Genomic DNA, 21,702 nt, shown 5'->3' on the forward strand with positions numbered 1-21,702 from the left:
AGTGAATTAAGTCAATCTATTCACAATTCACTCTAGCCGGCGTGAGATGAGTTATATAGAGGCTTACGCTTCGCCCATCAGTTCCTTGACAAAGTCCACAAGGCCCGTCTGGCGTTCCCGTTTCAGACGCTCTGCCCTGAGAATAGCGAACAGTTCCTGTTCTGCCTCTTCCAGATCATTATTAATGATCACATAATCATATTCTGCCCAGTGGCTGATTTCCTGGTTGGCTTTACTCATGCGTTTTGCCACCACTTCGTCGGAGTCCTGAGCACGGCTTTTCAGGCGCCGTTCCAGTTCCTTCTTGTTCGGCGGCAGAATAAAGATCCGCACCAGATCGCCTTTGGTTTTCTGCGCCAATTGCTGGGTCCCCTGCCAGTCAATGTCAAACAGAATGTCCTTGCCCTGTTTCAGGGCGGCCTCTACCGGTGCGGCAGGCGTGCCGTAATAATTGTCAAATACCTTGGCATGTTCCAGGAAACCGTCCTCGGCCACCAGTCTCTCAAACTCCGCAACGCTCACAAAATGGTAATCCCGGCCATCCACTTCACCTGGACGGGGCGAGCGGGTGGTGGTGGAGATCGACATGGTGATGTCAGGATCCTTTTCCAGTAGACGCCGGCTCAGGGTGGATTTCCCCGCCCCGGACGGTGAAGACAGAACCAGTAACAATCCCCGGCGCCGAATATTGGTCATCTACTCCTACTCCACATTCTGGACCTGTTCCCGCAACTGATCAATGGCCGCTTTGAGCGCCAGACCGATTTCCGTCAGGCGGATATCCGGCGATTTACTGCATAACGTATTGGCTTCACGATTGAATTCCTGTGTCAGAAAATCCAGCTTACGCCCCACAGGCCCATCCTGTTGTACATGTTTACGGGCGGCCTTGAGGTGTGCCTCAAGGCGATCAAGTTCCTCCTTGACGTCCGCTTTGGTGGCCAGAATGGTCACCTCCTGGGCGATCCGGTCCGCATCGAACCCTTTATTGTCCTCCAGCAGGGCATTGACCTTTTCAAGGAATTTATCCCGGATTACAGCCGGCAGGTCAGCGGCCAGACGATTGGCCGCTTTCACCTGGGCTTCGATTTCATCAAGAATTTTCGTCAACATTTCGGCCGTGGCCCGCCCTTCGCCCCGGCGACTGTCTTTCAGGGCCTCAAGAGCCTCACCCAGGCTGGCTTCAAGGGCCTGGTCCCGTTCTTTAAGATGCGCTTCGTCTTCTGTACCATCCACGATCCGCACCACATCCCGCACGGTCAGTAGGGCAGCGATGTCGGGCTGCGGCAAATGATGTTTGGCACTGGTTTCCATGACAATATCCACAAGCTGATCAAGCGCCTGTTGATTGATCTCAACCTGAACATCTGCACTGTCGCGCTGCATTTGTAGATTGACATTCAGACTGCCACGGGCGATATGTTTTTTCACCAGGTTGCGAACAGTCTGATCCAGAACCTCAAACCCATTGGGCAGACGACACCGGATGTCAAGACCGCGGCTGTTCACACTACGGATTTCCCAGGTCCAGTGATAAGTTTCCCACTGCCCCTGAACGCGGGCAAATCCCGTCATGCTGGATAAAGTCATTTGCGCTAGCCTGTATGTTGAGTATATTCCGTTTCCTTGGGCACAGCTATAGCAGGAACTGTTACAGAAGGAAATCCCCAGATGAAAAATCCCCGGTCCCTCCTCATCACCGGCGCCAGCAGCGGCATTGGCGCAGCGCTTGCCCTGGAATATGCCGCCCCCGGTGTAACATTATACCTTTCTGGACGGGATAAAGGGCGTCTGGAGGCCGTCTGCCGGGCCTGCCGTGATAAGGGCGCCAGGGCCGAAGGCCGGGTTCTAGATGTCACGGATCGCAAGACCATGGCGGCCTGGATACAGGAAGCCGACGCCCAAACTCCGCTGGATCTGGTCATTGCCAATGCGGGCATCGCCAAGTCTTATCACCGGGATGTGGATCTGGCACAACATACCGCGGATATTTTTGCCGTTAATGTAAATGGTGTGTTTCATACTGTTCACCCAGCGCTGGAATTGATGCGTCGGCGCAAGCGCGGTCAAATCGCCATAATGGCATCACTTGCCGGGTATCGAGGCATGTCTTCCGCACCGGCTTATTCCACCAGCAAAGCGTGTGTCAAAGCTTATGGGGAAGCCTTGCGCGGGGCCTACTGGCGGGACGGCATTGAAATCAATGTGATTTGCCCGGGGTTTGTGACAAGCCGTATCACCGAACGCAACAAGTTTCCTATGCCTTTTCTGATGAGCGCAGAAAAAGCCGCCCGACTCATCCGTCGAGGGCTCGCCCGCAACAGGGCCCGCATCAGTTTTCCCTGGCAACTGGCCTTGTTTCTTGAGGCGCTGTTGCGGCTGTTACCGGAAAGCATTCTGGATCGGACTTTCCGCCGCTTGCCCGATAAAAGTTAGAGTGAATCTTGATGAGAGGACCTGGAGTGAATTGAGTCAACCTATTCACAATTCACTCTATGCCACCAAAAACTTAAGGGGCCCGTAAAGGCCCCTTAAACACAAAGTAATGTAACCGTCAGGATTTCGGTTTATCTTCCTGATGATGTTCCTCGTCCTCCATTGCCGGGTTTTCGTGTTTCCCGGCCTCTTCCGCCTCATCTTCCAGAACCTCCCCGGTTTCTTCGCCGGCGGCAGGCGTCAGTTTCTGGGCTTCTTCAGCGGCCTTATCCATTTTTTCTTTATGGTAGACTTCCACATCATCATGCCCTTTGTCCGGGCCAGCAGCAAAAAGGGCCGCTGGGCTCAATGCCAGCCCCGCAAACGCCGTGCTGGCAAGAAGAACATGTCCAATTTTTTTCATTACCCGATAGTCTCCCATAATATTTCTCCTGTCTAAAGTTATGATGGAAATTCACTTCCCTAAAACGCAGGATTTACTAACAACATCTGATCTTTTTACGAAAATATGGTGTCATTAAGGCAGGGGAGACAGGAGAGATCAAATAAGGCTCAGGGCAGTCATTTATCAGCCTTTTTTTGCCGTTCCAGTTGTCTGAGATGACGAACATTGCGCAGATGTTCTTCATTGGTGACCGCAAAGCTGTGCCCGCCGGTCCCGTTGGCAACAAAATACAGTTCATCCGTGGGCAAAGGATGTAGAACCGCCCGGATGGAGGCTTTGCCGGGATGGGCAATAGGGGTGGGCGGCAGGCCACGAATTAGATAGGTATTGTAAGGGGTCTCGGTCCGAAGATCCTGTTTGGAGAGCGGCCGGTCAAGACTGCCCGAAGAATCGAGACCATAAATCACCGTAGGGTCCGTCTGCAACCGCATCCCCTTGCGCAGACGGTTGATGAACACCCCGGCGATCCGGGCCCGTTCCTCTTCAAGAGCGGTTTCCTTCTCCACAATACTGGCCAGGATCAGGGCCTCTTCCGGACTGTTTAATGGCAGATCCGGATCGCGCCGGGACCATTCGTCCAACAGGAAGTCACGTTGGCGTTTCTGCATTCGTTGGATCAAACTGTTACGGTCGTCATTGCGTACATAAAGATAGGTTTCTGGCATCAGGCTGCCTTCCGCAGGCGGTGCAACAATCTCCCCGCTGAGATTCTCAAGGGAATTAAGATATGACACCACCTGATGGCTGGTCCAGCCTTCCACAATGGTCAGCTTGTGCTGTATGACAGCGCCAGAAGCAAAAAGACGCATGATACCGGACATGGTTGCCCCCGTGGGGATCAGATATTCTCCGGCTTTAAGCCGTTTATCATGCCCGGCAAGCCTCACCCCAAGCCGAAAGATGTCTGCATTGCTGATCATTCCCCTGCGTTCCAGGTCCTGCGCAGTCCTTGCCACCCCCTGCCCCGGTTCCAGAACATAAACACGATCTTCCTGCATCACTGATTTTGTAGTGAATTCCCGATACCCCAGATAGGCGAACAGCGCCGCAAAGGCGACGCTGCCAAAAAGCAAGAGAAAAATATATTTTTGAAACCCCCGCATGGGGTATCAGACCGCTTTCATGATAATGGAGGCATTGGTGCCGCCAAAACCAAAGCTGTTGCTGAGCACGGCCCTGATTTTCTTCTGCTGGGCTTCATGCGGGACCAGGTTAATGCCCTCCACCCCTTCAGACGGATTGTCCAGGTTAAGCGTGGGCGGCACTTCGCCTCTGTTCATGGCCAGAATGGCAAAGATCGCTTCCGTACTACCCGCCGCGCCCAAAAGATGGCCAATAGCCGATTTGGTGGACGACATGGCAATTTTGCCCGCCGCATCCCCGAACAGACGCTTGACCGCGGCAAACTCCAGTTCATCCCCAAGCGGCGTCGAGGTGCCATGCGCGTTCACATAATCAATATCATCCGGTGTCAGGCCCGAACGTTTCAATGCCATTTCCATGGCCCGATAGCCGCCATTGCCATCCGGAGCCGGCGCCGTGACATGATAGGCATCCCCCGACAAGCCATACCCCACAATTTCGGCATAGATTTTGGCCCCGCGCGCCTTGGCATGTTCATATTCTTCCAACACCACCATACCGGCCCCTTCGCCAATGACGAACCCGTCGCGATCCCGGTCCCAAGGACGGGAGGCCTTTTCGGGGGTGTCATTGAAATGGGTGCTCAACGCCTTGGCCTGGGCAAAACCGGCCACCCCGATCCGGCAAATGGCGGCCTCCGCCCCCCCGGCCAGCATCACATCCGCGTCATCCAGGGCAATCAGGCGGGCAGCATCGCCCAGGGCATGGGTGCCCGTGGCACAGGCCGTCACCACCGCATGATTTGGACCTTTAAGACCGTAACGGATGGACACATTCCCGGAAATCAGGTTAATCAGACAGCGCGGAATAAAATGCGGGCTAACCCGACGCACACCACGTTCATGCATGTTGATGGCTTCATCCTGAATGCCCGGCAGGCCTCCAATCCCGGACCCGGCCAGCACGCCGGTGCGGCACCGTTCTTCTTCGGTTTCCGGCATCCAACCGGAATCTTTCAATGCCATGTCAGAAGCAGCAATCCCATAGAGAATGAAATCATCAATGCGACGGCGGTCCTTGGCGCTCATCCAATCATCCGGATTAAAGGTTCCGTTCGTCCCGTCGCCATACTTCACCTCACAGGCGATTCTGGACGACAGATCAGATGCATCAAACTTGGTAATGGGTCCGGCACCGGACTCACCGGCAATAAGACGTTTCCAGGTTTCTTCAACCCCTGTGGCCAGGGGTGTGACAAGACCAAGGCCGGTGACTACCACTCGTCTCATTCTCTTAACCTCTTATTGTTTCTCTTCTCAGGATGTCATATTCCGCAAATATGACAAAGCCGCGACAATGCTGCACCTGGCTGAGAAGGATAACAGAATTGCGCGGCATTGATAAAGGGCTGGTTTACAGCGAGTTACGCGTTGGCGCTGATAAAATCAATGGCGTCCTTAACGGTCAGGATTTTTTCAGCGGCATCATCGGGAATTTCGCATCCGAATTCTTCTTCAAAAGCCATAACCAGCTCAACGGTATCCAGGCTGTCAGCTCCCAGATCGTCAATGAAGCTGGCTTCATTGGTCACTTTGTCTTCTTCAACGCCGAGATGCTCGACAACAATTTTTTTAACGCGCTCAGCTACGTCACTCATATTTCTTTCCCTAAGTTCTGTGGATCCTCCAGATCCGGTTATAAACAAAACTATACCTGGCGAACCAGTATTTAATACCCCAAGATCGGTGATAGAAAAAGGCATTCTTGTGACTTTTTGCCACCAAACTGAAACATTTGCAGTTTTCGCAGGCTACCTAGCACAGATTTCCCGGCTTTGCCAATATAATATTGGCTCAATAATATCTCAGCCCAAGAATATCGTCAGCCCAGACACATTAATCCTGTTCCGCCCTTGGGGCAGTTTCAGATCATTGCCATGCCGCCATTAATATGTAAGGTCTGCCCGGTAATATAGGCAGCTTCTTCACTGGCCAGATACACCACGCCCGCAGCAATATCCCCTCCCGTGCCCAGACGCCCCATCGGCACACTATTCAGAATCCGTTCCTTCTGTCCCTCGTCCAGAGCGTCGGTCATGGGGCTTTCGATAAAGCCCGGGGCAATACAGTTCACGGTAATGCCGCGACTGGCCACTTCCTGGGCCAGAGACTTGCTCATACCGATCAGGCCAGCCTTGGAGGCCGCATAATTGGCCTGCCCCGGATTGCCGGTCACCCCTACCACGGACGTAATATTGATAATGCGACCAAAGCGGCGTTTCATCATGCCCCGCATCAGCGCTTGGGATAACTTGAATGCGGCTTTAAGATTCACCTGCTGTACCAGATCCCAATCCTCGTCCTTCAGGCGCATGGCTAGATTATCCCGGGTAATACCCGCATTATTCACCAGAATATCCACGCGCCCCAGGGCTTCTTCAGCAGCTTTGGGCAAGGCCTCCACCGAAACCGGATCGCTGAGGTTTGCCGGCACGACATAGGCCCCGTCCCCCAATTCCGCCGCCAGGGCCTCAAGCGGTTCCATACGGGTTCCTGAAAGCGCCACTTTGGCGCCCTGCTGAAACAAAGCCATGGCGATGGCTTTGCCAAGACCGCCGGAGGCGCCCGTCACCAGCGCGCATTTATCCTCCAGGTTAAACATCATCTGTCTCCCAAAAATTTCGATATATCATTTTCAAGACTTCAAGGACGTGGCGAAAGCCTCAATATCCGTCGGAGTCTGCAAGGATAGGCCGGTCAATGAGCGATCAATGCGCCGCACCAGACCGGTCAGAACCTTGCCGGCGCCGGCTTCCACAAAACTGTCCACGCCTAGTTCGGCCATTTTCAACACACTTTCCCGCCAGCGCACCCGTCCAGTGACCTGTTCCACCAGAAGGCGGCGGATCACCTCCGGGTCATTTTCCGGCGCGGCTGTCACATTGGCAATAACCGGTACCACCGGCGCCTGAATGGCCGTCTCCTTGAGCGCAGCCTCCATTTCCTCGGCCGCAGGCTGCATCAGGGCGCAATGGAACGGGGCGCTCACAGGCAACAGAACACCTTTCATTGCCCCCTTTTCCTTGGCCAGCGGAATGGCCCGCTCGACGGCCGCTTTCGTGCCGCTGATCACCACTTGGCCGTTCGCATTATCATTCGCTGCCGTACACACCTCGCCGTCCTGTACGGCCTCCTTCACCACAGCCTCCACATCGGCCATCTCCAGCCCGAGAATCGCCGCCATGGCACCCTCGCCCACCGGAACCGCCCGCTGCATGGCTTCCCCCCTCAGCCGCAGCAATTTCGCGGCATCAGAAAGAGTCAGCGCGCCAGCCGCCGTTAAGGCGGAATATTCACCAAGGGAATGCCCGGCCACATAGGCGGCAGCGGTGGCCAGCGGCACGTCAAAATCCTTTTCCAGAACCCTGATCACGGCAATACTGACCGCCATCAGCGCCGGCTGAGCATTATGGGTCAGGGTGAGGTCTTCCTGCGGTCCCTCAAACATTACCCGGCTCAAATGTTCACTCAAAGCGTCGTCCACTTCCTCAAAAACCTGAGCGGCCACAGGCATGTTTTCCGCCAGTTCCCGGCCCATGCCAACGGTCTGACTGCCCTGTCCCGGAAAGGTGAATGCACGTGTCATGACTATTTTGTCCCTCATAGATGTCAAATAAAGGTTGCTTATCTCATAACGCCTACCCTGAAACTGTCAAGAAGACTTGCAAAAAAGCCTTACCTTCCGCCGCAAGACCCTTTAATATAAGGGCCCTCAGGCCCATAAAGACACTTCAGGCGCGCCGTCTTATAAAGCCCGCGTTTTTTTTGGCGAAAGGGCTTGTTTTTGGCGGTGTTTGTTGTATAGTCCGCGCCTTCTGCAGCAATTTTTTGCGGCAGAAGCGGTCCGGTTAATTGTGTAATGTGGCCATCTGATATTCGTGTCCACCCCGGGCAAGGACTTTTAACTGGTAGTTTAAAGGAAACCCGATGCCTTATTATGAATTTACATATATCGCACGGCAGGATATCCAACCCCAACAGGTTGATGCGATTACCGAAGATCTGACAAAAGTTATTGAAAATAACGGTGGTAAAGTTACCAAATCAGAATATTGGGGTCTTCGCAATCTTGCCTATCGTATCAAGAAATACAAAAAGGGTCATTATGTTCACCTGAACATTGACGGCCCGGCTCAGGCCATTTCAGAACTGGAACGCAATTCCCGCATCCATGAAGACCTGATCCGTTACATGACGGTCCGGGTTGAAGAACTGGAAGAAGGGGATTCCGTCATGATGCGCTCCAAGGAGCGTGGCGGCCGCGGCGAAGACTAACCCAGTAGAAAGGATTACCCATGTCAGAGAAAAAAGATACCCCCCGCGCAGGCGGTTTCTCACGTCGCCCCTTCTTCCGGCGCCGTAAGTCATGCCCCTTCTCCGGGGAAAATGCCCAGACCATTGACTATAAGGACGTGCGTCTGCTGTCCAAATACATTTCCGAACGTGGCAAGATCGTCCCCAGCCGGATTACCGCCGTTTCTTCCAAGAAACAGCGCGAGCTGGCCCGGGCCATCAAACGGGCACGTAACCTGGCCCTGCTGCCTTATGTGGTTCAATAAGGAGACAAAACATGCAAGTCATTCTTCTTGAACGTATCGCCAAGCTGGGACAGATCGGGGATGTGGTGAGCGTTAAGGACGGTTATGCCCGTAACTTCCTGCTGCCGCAGAACAAGGCCCTGAGAGCCACGAAGGCCAACCTCGATTATTTCGAGGCTCAGCGCAAGGAAATTGAAGCCCGCAATCTGGAAGCCAAAAAAGAGGCCGAAGCAGTTGCTGCGAAAATGGACAATGTTTCCGCCATTATTATCCGCAGCGCCGGGGATTCCGGACAGCTTTACGGTTCTGTGTCTTCCCGGGACATTGCCGCAGCCCTCGTGGAACAAGGCTATCAGGTAAACCGCAACCAGATCGTTCTGGATCGGGCGATCAAATCCATCGGCATTTACGCCATCGAAATCCGTCTGCACCCGGAAGTCAGCGTCACCGTTTCCATCAATGTGGCCCGTTCCAAGGATGAAGCGGAAATTCAGGCCAAAGGCGAAGAAGTCCGGGCCCGCGAAGCTGCCGAAGAGATTTCCGTCGAAGACTATTTCGAAAAACCGGAAGAAGTTATTGAAGAGCTTTCCGCGGAAGCCACAGAAGAAGCTTCTGAACCCGAAGCTGAAACTGAGGCCGAAGCTACGGAGACAGAAGAAGAAAACAAAAGCGAATAGTCTTTTTTCCCCTTATCGAATTTCAAAAGGCAGCCATTTGGTTGCCTTTTTTCATGCTTATGAACTATGATGTCCCCTATAGAATCGGAGATCAGAAAACGTTATGGCAGACAACCCGGAAATCCCCAGCACTCCTCTCGACAAAGACACCAATGTCATCGCCTATAATGCTGCGAAATTCCGTGAAATCCCCCATAACCTCGAAGCGGAACAGGCGCTGCTTGGCGCAATTTTATCCAATAATGACGCCATTGCCCAGGTTCAGGATTTTCTGGAAGCCCAACATTTTGCCAATGCCGCCCATCAAAAAATCTATGAGGCCTGCCGCAAACTGATCGAAAAAGGCATGATTGCCTCGCCGGTCACCCTGAAACCTTATTTCGAGCAGGAAGAAACCCTGGAAGAGGTGGGCGGGGCGGCGTATCTGGCCTCTCTCGTAGGCTCGTCCATCAGCATCATCAATGCCGCCGATTACGGCCAGATCATCTACCAGATGGCGCTCAAACGCGAATTGATCAAGATCGGCACCGATATTGTCAACGACGCCTATGATCATGATCTGGACAAAAACGCTCAGGATCAAATTGAAAACGCTGAACGGGCGCTTTATTCCCTGGCCGAAACCGGGGCCAGCGAGGGCGGCTTCAAAAGTTTTGCCAAGGCCGCGGCAGAAGCCGTACAAGTCATTGAAATTTCCCGAAAAAACGCCGGGAAACTGTCAGGCGTGACAACCGGTTTTACTTCCATCAACAATCATATTGGCGGGTTGCATAAATCCGACCTGGTTATTCTGGCGGGCCGTCCCGCCATGGGAAAAACGGCGCTTGCCACCAATATCGCCTTCAACGCCGCCAAGGCCTATCTGGAACAGGCCCGCGCCGGCATTCCTCATGAAGAAAACCGCGGCGCGGTGGTGGCATTTTTCTCTCTGGAAATGTCTGCTGATCAGCTGGCCACCCGTATTCTTGCGGAACAGGCGCAACTGCCGTCCCAGGATCTGCGCAAAGGTCAACTCAATCAGGAGCAGTTCAACCGGCTTGCCCGCACCGCACAGGAGATTGAGGAACTGCCGCTGTTTATCGACGACACCCCTCAGCTTACCATTGGCGGCCTGCGCACCCGGGCGCGCCGCCTGCAACGCCAGCATGGTGTCGGGTTGGTGATTGTGGACTATCTGCAATTGTTGCGCGGAGGCAATGACAGAGGCAGAGGCCCGGAAAACAGGGTCCAGGAAATTTCCGAAATTACCCGTGGCCTCAAAGGCTTAGCCAAAGAACTTCAGATTCCGGTTCTGGCCCTTTCTCAGCTCAGCCGAACCATCGAATCCCGGGACAACAAACGCCCCCTTCTGTCTGACCTGCGTGAATCCGGGTCTATTGAGCAGGATGCGGATATGGTGACTTTTGTTTACCGCCCGGAATATTACCTGCACCAGCAACAGCCTGACCCCGGGACACCGGAACATGTGACCTGGTTGGAGGAATGCGACAAAATGTTGGGCAAGGCCGAATTCATCATCGGGAAACAGCGTCACGGCCCTACCGGCATTATTGAATTGCGTTTTAACAGCGAAACCACCAAATTTTCCGACCCGCCCATGGCGGACGATCATTTACCGGAGCGCAATTTCTGATGACTTCCGACATGATGATCCCGGAGGCAACCATATGGGAACTTCCTTCGGATTGCCAGGCCAGTTTGACCATTGACCTGCCGGCAATCGTTGAAAATTATCAAACCATTAGGCGACTGGCGAACGATATCGAGGCCGCCGCGATGGTCAAGGCCGACGCCTATGGCACGGGAATCGAAAGGGTCGCCCCCGCATTATATCACCATGCGGGCTGTCGCCAGTTTTTTGTCGCCAATCTGGCGGAAGCCGTGAAATTGCGCCGGCACGTGCCACAAGCGGTCATTTATGTGCTGAATGGAATTTTCCCGGGGCATGAAACAGTATTCCGGGATCATGACCTGCGCCCGGTTCTCAATACGCCGGAACAGCTGGCCTTCTGGAGAGAACTTGGCGGGGGGGCGCCCTGTGCCCTACATTTTGATACCGGAATCAACCGGCTTGGTTTTTCTCCCGAACAGACAGAAAGACTATTGAATACGCCGGAACCCCTGAACGCGTTGACGATCCGTCTGGTTATGAGCCATTTGGCCTGTGCCGATATGACCGATCACCCGCTGAACGAAAAACAGCGCCATGCCTTCCACAAAATATGTGAGGCCTTCCCGGACTGCCCGGCGAGTCTTGCCAATTCTGCCGGTATTCTCCTGGGGCGAAGCTACCATTTTGACTTGTTGCGGCCGGGCCTGTTGATGTTCGGCGGCAATCCTGCCATCCCGGCCCCCTTGCCGGAGGGCATCCGCCCGACCTGCACCATCACCGGTAGAGTATTACAGATCCGCCAGTTGGAAAAAAACATGACAGTGGGATATGGAGCGACCTGGACCGCCCCGAACAGTCGGCGCATCGCCATTGTCAATGTGGGATATGCGGACGGATATCTTCAGAAATTTAACAATACGGGACGGGCCTTTATCGACGGCGTAGACGTGCCGGTAGTGGGCCGGGTATCCATGGACATGCTGGCCCTTGACATCAGCGACGAAAAACTCAGTACCGTCAAGGTCGGACAGGAAGTAGAGCTTTTGGGGCCGCACATTACACTTGAAAAGGCGTCTGAACTGTCTAACCTAAGCCAATATGAAATTCTGACAGGGGTGAGAGAGCGTTATCAACGGATCTATATCCCCATAGATTAACTGACAGATTTACTGTAAAGCGGATCATAAGCATAATGAATTTTCTTGCCATTATCGGGCGTGTGGTTTTTCTGTTCCTACAAGCCGCCGGGCGCGTCGGCCTGTTTGCTACTGCTTCGGTGAGCCACATGTTTGCCCCCCCCTATTATCTGCGGTCCTTGGTCCGGCAAATGATGACCGTAGGGTATTATTCCCTGCCGGTGGTGGGATTGACGTCGTTGTTTACCGGTGCCGCGCTGGCGCTCAATATTTATGAAGGCGGCTCTCGTTTTAATGCGGAAAGCGTGCTGCCCAGCATCGTCGTGATCGGCATTGTGCGCGAACTGGGTCCGGTGCTGTGTGGTCTGATTGTTGCCGGACGTGTCAGCGCCGCCATGGCCGCCGAAATCGGCACCATGCGGGTCACGGAACAGATTGACGCCTTGGCCACCCTGTCCACGGACCCCTTTAAATATCTGATTGCGCCGCGGGTTCTGGCCACCACCATCATGATGCCGTTCATGCTGGTGATCGTGGCGGATACCATCGGCGTGTTCGGCGGTTTTTTAATTGCCACAGGCAAGCTGGGGTTTAATCCCAGCACCTATATCACCACCACCGTGGACTTTCTGGAACAGATTGACGTCATGGCCAGCCTGACCAAAGGCGCCGTTTTTGGATTCATGTTATCCCTGATGGGCTGTTATCACGGTTATTACAGCCGCGGCGGCGCCCAGGGCGTAGGGGTTGCCACCACCAATGCTGTGGTGTCCGCCTGTATCCTGATCTTGCTTTCCAACTATATTGTGACAGAGATGTTTTTCGGCACATGAACAAATCTTCCCCTATACATCAGCCCAAAATCAGCCTTCAGGGCGTTCGCAAACAGTTCGGGCGCAAAACCGTACTGGAAAACATCAACCTGGACATCATGCCCGGGGAATCCATGGTGATCATCGGCGGCTCGGGCTCCGGAAAATCCGTTACGCTGAAATGTATCCTCGGGCTTTTACATCCGGACGGGGGCAGCATCAAAATCGACGGCCAGGAAACCGTAGGGATGAAAAACCGGGACCGGCGCAAAATTCTGCGCAAATTCGGTATGCTGTTTCAGGGCGCGGCGTTGTTTGACAGCCTACCGGTCTGGGAAAATGTCGCTTTTGGTCTTCTTGCGGAAAAAAGCGTCAGCCGCAAGGAAGCCCGGGACGTCGCCATTGAAAAACTGCGCCGGGTAGGGCTTGAACCGGACGTGGCGGATTTGAGTCCCGCAGAACTGTCCGGCGGCATGCAAAAACGCGTCGGCCTCGCCCGCGCCATTGCCCACGAACCGGAAATCATCTTTTTTGACGAACCGACCACAGGCCTTGACCCGATCATGGCGGATGTGATCAATGACCTGATTGTGGAATGCGTGAAGGATCTGGGGGCAACCACACTGACCATTACCCATGACATGTCGAGCGTGCGCAAGATTGCCGACCGCTGCGCTATGATTTACAAGGGCAACATTATATGGAGCGGCCCCCGGGATCAGATTGATCACAGCGGCAATGACTATGTGGATCAATTTATTCACGGCCGCGCCGAAGGGCCGATCCATATGGAAATCCTTAAGAGTTGATGATGGCCAGGGCGCGAAAGAAATATGTCTGCCAAAGCTGCGGCACCGTCACCTCCAAATGGATGGGACAATGCGAGGGCTGCGGCGAATGGAACAGTCTGGTCGAAGAGACGGACGAAAGCCTTCCTTCGGGTCTTGGCAGAGGAGCCGCCAATGCCAAGGGCCGTATCATTGAGCTTGGAGATCTGAAAGGCAGCGAAGCTGCACCGCCGCGTATGGTCAGTGGGATCAAGGAATTTGACCGGGCCTGTGGCGGCGGTCTGGTGCCGGGCTCGGCGCTGCTGATCGGGGGCGATCCAGGGATCGGAAAATCCACTATATTGTTGCAGGCCATGAGCCGCCTGGCCCATAAAGGCATTTCTGCGGTCTATATCTCTGGCGAGGAATCCACCAACCAGGTGCGCATGCGGGCACGGCGTCTAGGGCTGGCTGACAGCCCAGTCAGACTGGGATCGGAAACCAGTCTGCGGGATATTGTCAGCACCCTCGAACATACAACGCCCCAGGTGGTGGTCATCGATTCCATCCAAACCATGTATGCAGACACCATCGAGTCCGCGCCCGGCACGGTGGCACAGGTGCGCACCTGTGCCCAGGAACTGATCCGGTTTGCCAAACGCCGCAATGTCTGCGTGCTGATTGTGGGACATGTCACCAAGGATGGACAGATCGCCGGTCCCCGGGTGCTGGAACATATGGTGGATACGGTACTGTATTTTGAAGGGGAACGGGCACATCAGTTCCGCATCCTGCGCGCCGTCAAAAACCGGTTTGGCGGCACCGATGAAATCGGGGTTTTTGAAATGAGCGACCAGGGGTTGCAGGAAGTGCACAACCCTTCCGCCCTGTTTCTTGGCAATCGCAGCGATCAGGTCACAGGCTCCGCGGTATTTGCCGGCATGGAAGGGTCACGGCCGCTGCTGGTGGAAATGCAGGCCCTTGTTGCCCCCTCTTCCCTGGCCACGCCGCGTCGGGCCGTGGTCGGCTGGGACAGCGGGCGACTCGCCATGATCATTGCTGTGCTTGATGCTCGATGTGGGCTGGGGCTTGGCGGTTATGACATTTACCTCAATGTGGCCGGAGGGCTTCGGATCAACGAACCCGCGGCGGATCTTGCAGTTGCAGCCGCCTTGATTTCGTCACTTTCCGGGCGTCCAATACCTGCGGAGACCGTTCTGTTCGGGGAAATAAGTCTGTCCGGAGAGATTCGCCCCGTTGGACAGGCCGATGCCCGGCTGAAGGAATCCGCAAAACTGGGGTTTGAACAAGCCTATATTCCGGCTAATATTAAACATAAGGGGAAGGAGCTGCGCCTTATCGAGCTTGACGAAATTCGTAAACTCGTTGATCTTGTCGCAGCAGATTTCGAGGGATAAACATTATGGATGGCCTGTCGATCAATCCTTTTGACGCCGTGGTCCTGGTGATCCTTCTGGTGTCCGCCATTGTCTCCCTGTCCCGGGGATTCACGACCGAAGCCCTAAGCCTTGCGGCCCTTGGCGGAGCGATCTTCCTGACCCTGCAGGGACACCCCCTCGTGGCGCCTTATGCCTATCAACTGATCCGCCCCGAATTTATGGCGGACATCCTCACCTACGCCCTGCTTGGCGCTCTCAGCCTGGTCTTGCTGAAACTGATCGCGTCAACCATCGGTAAAAAAATCAAGGAAAGCCATGTGGGTGCCGTGGATCGCGGGCTTGGCGTTTTATTCGGCCTCGCCCGCGGCATATTGTTGATCTGCTTTTTTTATCTTCTGACCACTCCCTTTATTTCGGAAAAAAAATACCCGGACTGGTTTCTGGACTCCCGATCCCGTCCACTGGTACAATATGGGGCCAGTATGCTGAACGCCATCAATCCTTATAAGGAAGATATGGATTTTGAAGAGCGCCGCAAGGATATCGAAGCCCTGCAACGCCTGAAAAAAATGGTTCCCTCCTTCCCGGCGGAACATCCGGATGAACCCGGATACCACGAAGATGATGCCCAGGCGCTTGACGAACTTTTCAAGAAACACTCGAAAGAATAAAAAAAGGTTCACATACCATTGATTTGGCAATATAACGCCCGTGTAACCACAGAGACGAGCTGGCTTTAGCATGATGGATAAAAAGACCCCCTCTTTTGAGTCCCCCGTCCTTGACGGGACGGCCCCCTCTCCGGCAACACAAATTCATCAGACGCCGGACCGAGATATTCTCGGTACAAACCCGTTTGATGATGACAAGCTGCATGAGGAATGCGGCGTTTTCGGCATATACAACCACCCGGAAGCGGCGGCCCATACGGTTCTTGGTCTGCATGCTCTGCAACACCGGGGTCAGGAAGCGGCGGGGATTGTTTCCTTTGACGGCAAACAGTTTCATACCCATAAATCCATGGGCCATGTGGCTGATAACTTCAATTCCGAACGGGTTATCCAGTCCCTTCCCGGCAATGCAGCCATTGGCCATGTACGCTATTCCACCACAGGCGGATCCGCCATGCGCAATATTCAGCCGCTGTTTGCCGATCTGTCCTCCGGCGGATTTGCCGTGGCCCATAATGGCAATCTGACCAATGCCTGGACCCTGCGCAAACTCCTTGTGGATAAAGGGGCGATTTTCCAGTCCACATCCGATTCCGAAGTGATCATCCATCTGGTCGCCACCAGCACCTATATGAATCTGGTGGACCGGGTCATTGATGCCCTGCGACGGATCGAAGGGGCCTATTCCGTAGTCGCCCTGTCGCAAAAGAAAATGATCGGCGCTCGTGACCCGTTGGGTGTACGCCCCCTAGTGCTGGGCAAACTTTCCGAAGGAACCTATATTTTCGCGTCCGAGACCTGCGCCCTTGATATTATCGGCGCCGACTATATTCGGGATGTGGAACCCGGCGAACTGGTGGTTATTGATGCGGACGGCATTACCTCCCATAAACCGTTCCCCACCCAGCAGCCCCGGCCATGTATTTTCGAACATGTGTATTTTTCCCGCCCCGACAGCATCACCAATAACAGCAGCGTTTATGAAGTCCGCAAACGCATCGGCCAGGAACTGGCCAAAGAAAGCGGCGTAGAGGCGGACATGGTTATCCCGGTCCCCGACTCAGGGGTGCCCGCGGCTATCGGTTATGCTCAACAGTCCGGAATCCCCTTTGAACTCGGCATTATCCGTAACCATTATGTGGGTCGAACCTTTATCGAACCCTCCGACCAGATCCGGCATCTGGGCGTAAAACTCAAACACAACGCCAACAAGGCCGAAATTCGCGGTAAACGCATCGTACTGATTGACGACAGTATCGTGCGCGGCACCACATCCGTCAAAATTGTCGATATGATGCGCCAGGCCGGCGCCAAAGAAGTGCATATGCGAATCGCCAGTCCGCCCACAACAGATTGCTGTTTTTACGGCGTGGATACCCCGAAAAAAGAAAAGCTTCTTGCCTCGCGCATGAATGTCGAGGAAATGGCCCAATATATCAAAGTGGACAGCCTGGCTTTTATCAGTATTGACGGGCTGTACCGGGCAGTGGGGGAAAGCGGGCGCAATAATGACAGCCCGCAATATTGCGATGCCTGCTTCACTGGGGATTACCCCACCCCGCTTACCGATGAATCCCTGGGTGAAGGGGAAAAACAAATATCATTTCTCACGGATTCATGACATGAGCATCACAGACGACAAAAAACTGGATGGTAAAGTCGCTCTGGTGACCGGTGCCTCGCGAGGCATTGGCGCGGCGGTGAGTCTGGAACTCGCCAGACAAGGCGCCCATATTATTGCTGTAGCCCGCACAGTGGGCGGTCTTGAGGAACTTGATGATCGCATTCGCACCGTAGGCGGGGAAGCAACCCTTGTGCCCCTGGACCTGAAAGATTTTGACGGCATAGACCGGCTGGGCGGCCATGTGGCGGAAAAATACGGTCGCCTGGATATTCTGATCGGCAATGCCGCTATTCTCGGGCCGCTTTCCCCCCTGCCCCATATCCGCCCTAAGGAATGGGAAGATCTCATGACTGTCAATGTCACCGCCAACTGGCGGTTGCTCAGATCCTTCGACCCGTTATTGAGAAACGCCGAAGCCGGGCGGGCGATTTTTGTCACCTCGACCGTCGCGCGAAATCCCCGCGCTTACTGGGGCGGATACGCCACCACCAAGGCCGCCCTGGAATGCCTGGTGAAAACTTATGCTGCTGAAACCAATAAAACCAATCTGCGAACCAATTTGATCAATCCTGGCCCCACTCGCACCGCCATGCGCGCGCGCGCCATGCCGGGGGAAGATCCGCAAACCCTGCCGCACCCCGCAGAACTTACCCCGCTTTTCCTGAAACTCTGCCTGCCCGATTGCACCGCCAATGGGGAAGTCTTCGACTTTCGGGACTGGAAAGACAGGCTTTGAAGTGAATTCTCAACCACTTGTCATTATTGCGAGTGAGCCGCAATCATACTACTGTCCCGTCTCTGGAATGAACCCCTCAAACATGGTAGATAACAGCCATCATAGCATTGGGATAGATCACCCCGCACAGATCATGGCTTATATTCAGGATTTTTTGGCAAAGGGGTTGTCACCGCCACGCAGCAGAAGACGGATCGGCACGCCAGGCAGATCGAAATCCCAACGCAACTCATTGATCAGATACCTCTGATAGCTGGTGGCTACATCCGCCGGCCGGTTACAGAAAATAGCAAAAGTCGGCGGCCGGGTCTTCACCTGGGTCATGTAACGCAACTTGATACGTTTGCCTTTCACTGAAGGCGCCGGATGATATTCCGTCGTTGCCGCCAGCCATTTATTCAGCTTGGCGGTACTGATGCGGCGGTTCCACTGCCGGTAGGCTTCAAATACCGCCGGCATAAGCTTGTCCACATGACGCCCCGTGAGCGCCGACAACGGCACCAGGGGAATACCCTTGACCTGCGGTAGGGTATGCTCCAGCTTATACTGGATATCTTTCATGACTTCCTGACGGTTTTCAATCAGGTCATATTTATTCAGGGCAATGACCAACGCCCGCCCTTCCTGCACAATCAGGCTCGCAATGTTCAGGTCCTGCCGTTCAAAGGGCTGGGTCACATCCACCATCAGCACCACCACCTCGGCAAAATTCAGGGCCCGAATGGTGTCCGCCACAGATAGTTTTTCCAGCTTGTCCTGAATTCGGCTTTTGCGTCTCAGGCCAGCGGTATCAAACATGCGGATCTCACGCCCCTGATAGTCGAAAGTAATTCCGATCGTATCCCGGGTGAGCCCCGCTTCCGGCCCGGTAATCTGCCGATCTTCGCCCAGAAGCCTGTTGACCAGTGTGGATTTGCCCACATTGGGCCGGCCGACAATGGCCATCTGCAGGGGAAGCCCGCTGTCCACTTCGCTTTCGCTTTCCTGTTCTTCGGTAACTTCCCCGACAATATCAACGGATTTGGAAGTGACCTCGTCATCCTCTCCCTCGCCGCTGTCCAGGTTAAGATCGAAAATCATTCTGTCAAACCCTTCGATCAGTTCCGCCAGCCCTTCGCCATGTTCGGCGGAAACCGGGATAGGGTCTCCCAGCCCCAGTTCGTAGGCTTCATACAGCCCCTGCTCTCCCGCCCGGCCTTCGGCCTTGTTGGCCAGGAGCAGCAAAGGGTGATTGCCTTTACGCAGAATATCGGCAAAATGCCGGTCCAGCGGCGTCACGCCGGCACGGGCATCAATCATGAACAGGGAAAAATCGGCTTCCTCGATGGCTTTTTCCGTCTGCCGCCACATGCGCGCCGACAGGCTATCGCCCTTGCCTTCTTCAAGACCTGCCGTATCAATGATCCTGAATTTAAATGGCCCCAGCCGCGCCAAGGCTTCACGCCGGTCACGCGTCACCCCCGGGGTGTCATCCACAAGCGCCAGCCGCTTGCCGACCAACCGGTTGAACAATGTCGATTTTCCCACATTGGGACGACCAATAATAGCGACAGTAAAGGACATTTCCGGAACCCTGTCTCAATAAAACTGGCCCGTTTTTTACCAAAACGGGCCAAAGAATCAAATCCGTTTGTTAAAAATATTCTGGCGCGCAAGCCGCTCCCGGGCCCTAACGATACGCCACCAGTTCGCCATCCGTTGTCATGATATAAAGCGTGTTATTGGCGACAATCGGCCCCATTTCCGCATCTCCCGGCAACTTCAGGCCACTGATGAACTCTCCCGTATAAGGCGAAACGGAAACCGCATAACCGTGGGATGAGGTCACGACGAGACGATCCCCCGCCAGCAACGGTCCATGCCAATGCACCGGTTCCTTGCGGGAATTGGGATCTTTGTAACGTTCCAGCTGAGTAATCCAGCGGATTTTTCCATCCCGGCGGGTCAGACAGATCAGCTCACTTTCCGGGGTGACCACGTAAATAAAGTCCCCGGCCACCCAGGGCATATGCTGCGAGCCCACATTCTGTTCCCAGATACGAGTCCCGGTCCTCAAGTCAATGGCCACCATACGGCCGCTATGACTGATGGCGTAGACCTTGTTGTCATAGATGACCGGATGACCATCCACATCCCTCAGACTTGCCATAGCTGTCAGCCGCCCTTGCCGAGACAGGGTATCGGACCACAACCCGCGGCCGTTTTCCACCCGCATGGCATAAATTTCGCCCGAAGAATAGGCGGAAATAACCGTTGTACCAATCACAGCCGGGCTTGCCGCCCCCAACAGGCCAGCCACTTCTGCAATACCAATCTCATTCCAGAGAATTTCGCCATTTTCCGCATCAATGGCATAGGTCTGATTGTCATTGGTCAAGGCAAAAACACGCCCGTCTGCATAGGTGGGCGCGCCGCGCATCGGGGTTCCGGTCCTAGTTTGCCACACTACCTCCCCCGTCGCCGGGTCCATTGCCGCCACATGCCCATAGCCGTTCGTGATGAAAAGCCTGCCGCCACCGGTGGTCACCCCCCCGCCATAAGCGTTCTTTTCAGTTTCCCCTTCTTCCTTAAATTTGTGTTCCCAGATCTTGCGGCCCGTTTCGGCATCAAAGGCCCGCACAACAGCCCGGGAATCAATCATATAGACGCGTCCGTCACTGATCACCGGCATACTGCCCAGACCGTGGCGCCCATTGGATCCTTCCCCAATGTCCGTACTCCATATCTTGCGGGGATTATCGGACAGCGCGGGATGCCCCAGATAATGACGGGCATTGCCACCGGCCTGCGGCCATTCCGGGTTCACTTGCGGCGCCGGTAACACAATCTGAAGATTGTGCAGATCGGAATCCGGTTGAAGTGTCTGTTCAAAAGTCAACACCGGAATACGTTCTCCTTCCAGCCGGTCCTTGCTGGTCGGACTTGATCTTCCGCCGCAAGCGGCAAGACTGCCGATCATTACAGCAAGAAGAGGATAGCGAAATCTGTTGAAGGCGGGGGAAAACTGAAACACCATGGATGGTCCCACTATTGTCTGCTTATTCAATGATATTTAACAGCTGTTCTGCGCGCAGCTTGATGGTTGCGGGAGTTTCCAGATTCTCCACCAGGCTCGTAAGAACCTCCCGGGCTTCCGCCGAATCTCCGTTTCTCAAGGCAGACATCGCCAGCATTTCCAGCGCCAGAAACTGCCAGGTATTGCCTTCACGTGTCAAAGGATCGAGACGGGCCTTGATGTCCTCATATGTCGCCATATCAATCAGCATGGTGGCGGCCTGAAAGCGGGCCAGATCTCGGTAAACCTGATCCACATCTCCTGATGCCGCCAACGCATCCAGCGCAGAGACCGCCGCCATTCTGTCTCCCTCCTTCAGAAGGATATCCGCCTTTTTAAAGGCAGCAAGCATCTGGTAACCTTCCACGGCGGATGTCTCAAGCGCGTTGAGTTGCTCCAGAGCTTTTGCCGTCTCCCCCTGCTCCAGGGTTTTCAACATTTCGCCATAAGCCAGCGCCTGTTCCGCATACCGGCTTTCCATATATTTCCCATAGCCCTGGAAAACGGCCACAAACAATATCACCCCTACGGCCGTTCCAATGATATACACGCCGTATTTTTTCCAGAGGGAAACGAGCTGCTGATGACGCAGATCTTCATCAACTTCACGAATAAATTCTTCAGACAATCAAGGTCTCCTGTTTTATTTTT

The 21,702-nt window shown here is 54.4% G+C and carries 23 protein-coding genes; 12 read left to right on the forward strand and 11 right to left on the reverse strand.

Going from position 1 to position 21,702, the window contains the following annotated elements; genetic code table 11:
- Positions 1–63: 63 nt before the first annotated feature.
- Both gmk and FE788_RS07715 read right to left on the reverse strand, forming a co-directional pair.
- Positions 64–696 (reverse strand): guanylate kinase, encoded by a 633-nt coding sequence (gmk, locus tag FE788_RS07710; protein WP_138380089.1) that lies wholly within the window; start codon positions 694–696, stop codon positions 64–66.
- A gap of 6 nt (positions 697–702) precedes the next feature.
- The gene (locus FE788_RS07715; RefSeq protein ID WP_138380090.1) at positions 703–1,590 is read right to left on the reverse strand and encodes a YicC/YloC family endoribonuclease; all 888 of its coding nucleotides are present in this window, start codon (positions 1,588–1,590) and stop codon (positions 703–705) included.
- Between the two features lie 81 nt (positions 1,591–1,671).
- Between FE788_RS07715 and FE788_RS07720 the strand changes: the two genes are divergently transcribed.
- Complete coding sequence (locus tag FE788_RS07720) at positions 1,672–2,436, forward strand: SDR family NAD(P)-dependent oxidoreductase (RefSeq protein ID WP_138380091.1); 765 nt, start codon at positions 1,672–1,674, stop codon at positions 2,434–2,436.
- Positions 2,437–2,554: 118 nt separating this feature from the next.
- On the opposite strand, the gene FE788_RS07725 is transcribed toward FE788_RS07720, so the two are convergent.
- The 6 genes from FE788_RS07725 to fabD all read right to left on the reverse strand — a co-directional run bounded on the left by FE788_RS07725 (position 2,555) and on the right by fabD (position 7,609).
- A complete protein-coding gene (locus tag FE788_RS07725; protein WP_138380092.1) occupies positions 2,555–2,839 on the reverse strand; it encodes a hypothetical protein in 285 nt (94 codons plus the stop codon).
- 158 nt (positions 2,840–2,997) lie between these two features.
- A complete protein-coding gene (mltG, locus tag FE788_RS07730) occupies positions 2,998–3,984 on the reverse strand; it encodes an endolytic transglycosylase MltG (protein ID WP_138380093.1) in 987 nt (328 codons plus the stop codon).
- 6 nt (positions 3,985–3,990) lie between these two features.
- On the reverse strand, positions 3,991–5,253 hold the full coding sequence (fabF, locus tag FE788_RS07735) for a beta-ketoacyl-ACP synthase II (RefSeq protein ID WP_138380094.1): 1,263 nt from the start codon (positions 5,251–5,253) through the stop codon (positions 3,991–3,993).
- Positions 5,254–5,387: 134 nt separating this feature from the next.
- A complete protein-coding gene (locus FE788_RS07740; protein WP_138380095.1) occupies positions 5,388–5,621 on the reverse strand; it encodes an acyl carrier protein in 234 nt (77 codons plus the stop codon).
- A gap of 266 nt (positions 5,622–5,887) precedes the next feature.
- Complete coding sequence (fabG, locus tag FE788_RS07745; protein WP_138381330.1) at positions 5,888–6,625, reverse strand: 3-oxoacyl-[acyl-carrier-protein] reductase; 738 nt, start codon at positions 6,623–6,625, stop codon at positions 5,888–5,890.
- Positions 6,626–6,658: 33 nt separating this feature from the next.
- On the reverse strand, positions 6,659–7,609 hold the full coding sequence (gene fabD / locus FE788_RS07750) for an ACP S-malonyltransferase (protein WP_138380096.1): 951 nt from the start codon (positions 7,607–7,609) through the stop codon (positions 6,659–6,661).
- A gap of 341 nt (positions 7,610–7,950) precedes the next feature.
- On the opposite strand from fabD, the gene rpsF reads away from it, so the two are divergent.
- The 11 genes from rpsF (at position 7,951) to FE788_RS07805 (ending at position 17,996) form a co-directional block, all read left to right on the forward strand.
- Positions 7,951–8,298 carry a 30S ribosomal protein S6 gene (rpsF, locus tag FE788_RS07755; RefSeq protein ID WP_138380097.1) on the forward strand — a complete coding sequence of 116 codons (348 nt, stop codon included), beginning with the start codon at positions 7,951–7,953 and terminating at the stop codon, positions 8,296–8,298.
- A 20-nt stretch (positions 8,299–8,318) separates the two neighbouring features.
- A complete protein-coding gene (gene rpsR, locus FE788_RS07760; protein WP_138380098.1) occupies positions 8,319–8,582 on the forward strand; it encodes a 30S ribosomal protein S18 in 264 nt (87 codons plus the stop codon).
- A gap of 11 nt (positions 8,583–8,593) precedes the next feature.
- The gene (gene rplI, locus FE788_RS07765; protein ID WP_138380099.1) at positions 8,594–9,238 is read left to right on the forward strand and encodes a 50S ribosomal protein L9; all 645 of its coding nucleotides are present in this window, start codon (positions 8,594–8,596) and stop codon (positions 9,236–9,238) included.
- A 103-nt stretch (positions 9,239–9,341) separates the two neighbouring features.
- Positions 9,342–10,871 (forward strand): replicative DNA helicase, encoded by a 1,530-nt coding sequence (locus FE788_RS07770; RefSeq protein ID WP_138380100.1) that lies wholly within the window; start codon positions 9,342–9,344, stop codon positions 10,869–10,871.
- On the forward strand, positions 10,871–12,007 hold the full coding sequence (alr, locus tag FE788_RS07775) for an alanine racemase (RefSeq protein WP_138380101.1): 1,137 nt from the start codon (positions 10,871–10,873) through the stop codon (positions 12,005–12,007). Before FE788_RS07770 ends, alr begins: the two co-directional genes overlap by 1 nt.
- Positions 12,008–12,042: 35 nt before the next feature.
- The gene (locus FE788_RS07780) at positions 12,043–12,819 is read left to right on the forward strand and encodes an MlaE family ABC transporter permease (RefSeq protein ID WP_138380102.1); all 777 of its coding nucleotides are present in this window, start codon (positions 12,043–12,045) and stop codon (positions 12,817–12,819) included.
- Positions 12,816–13,607 carry an ABC transporter ATP-binding protein gene (locus FE788_RS07785; protein WP_138380103.1) on the forward strand — a complete coding sequence of 264 codons (792 nt, stop codon included), beginning with the start codon at positions 12,816–12,818 and terminating at the stop codon, positions 13,605–13,607. Before FE788_RS07780 ends, FE788_RS07785 begins: the two co-directional genes overlap by 4 nt.
- A 2-nt stretch (positions 13,608–13,609) precedes the next feature.
- Positions 13,610–14,983 carry a DNA repair protein RadA gene (radA, locus tag FE788_RS07790; protein ID WP_138381331.1) on the forward strand — a complete coding sequence of 458 codons (1,374 nt, stop codon included), beginning with the start codon at positions 13,610–13,612 and terminating at the stop codon, positions 14,981–14,983.
- Positions 14,984–14,988: 5 nt separating this feature from the next.
- Positions 14,989–15,636, forward strand: coding sequence for a CvpA family protein (locus tag FE788_RS07795; RefSeq protein ID WP_138380104.1), 648 nt, complete (start codon positions 14,989–14,991; stop codon positions 15,634–15,636).
- Positions 15,637–15,802: 166 nt separating this feature from the next.
- A complete protein-coding gene (gene purF, locus FE788_RS07800) occupies positions 15,803–17,257 on the forward strand; it encodes an amidophosphoribosyltransferase (RefSeq protein WP_138381332.1) in 1,455 nt (484 codons plus the stop codon).
- Between the two features lies 1 nt (position 17,258).
- Complete coding sequence (locus tag FE788_RS07805; RefSeq protein WP_138380105.1) at positions 17,259–17,996, forward strand: SDR family NAD(P)-dependent oxidoreductase; 738 nt, start codon at positions 17,259–17,261, stop codon at positions 17,994–17,996.
- A gap of 144 nt (positions 17,997–18,140) precedes the next feature.
- Here the strand turns inward: FE788_RS07805 and der are convergent, their stop codons facing one another.
- From der to FE788_RS07820, 3 genes are all read right to left on the reverse strand, one after another.
- Positions 18,141–19,559, reverse strand: coding sequence for a ribosome biogenesis GTPase Der (gene der / locus FE788_RS07810; protein ID WP_138380106.1), 1,419 nt, complete (start codon positions 19,557–19,559; stop codon positions 18,141–18,143).
- Positions 19,560–19,665: 106 nt separating this feature from the next.
- Positions 19,666–21,012 (reverse strand): outer membrane protein assembly factor BamB family protein, encoded by a 1,347-nt coding sequence (locus FE788_RS07815; protein ID WP_138380107.1) that lies wholly within the window; start codon positions 21,010–21,012, stop codon positions 19,666–19,668.
- 22 nt (positions 21,013–21,034) lie between these two features.
- Positions 21,035–21,679 carry a tetratricopeptide repeat protein gene (locus FE788_RS07820; RefSeq protein WP_138380108.1) on the reverse strand — a complete coding sequence of 215 codons (645 nt, stop codon included), beginning with the start codon at positions 21,677–21,679 and terminating at the stop codon, positions 21,035–21,037.
- Positions 21,680–21,702: the final 23 nt, after the last annotated feature.

Origin of the sequence: Luteithermobacter gelatinilyticus (assembly GCF_005849285.1) — a bacterium.
In the GTDB taxonomy this organism is placed as follows: domain Bacteria; phylum Pseudomonadota; class Alphaproteobacteria; order Sphingomonadales; family Emcibacteraceae; genus Luteithermobacter; species Luteithermobacter gelatinilyticus.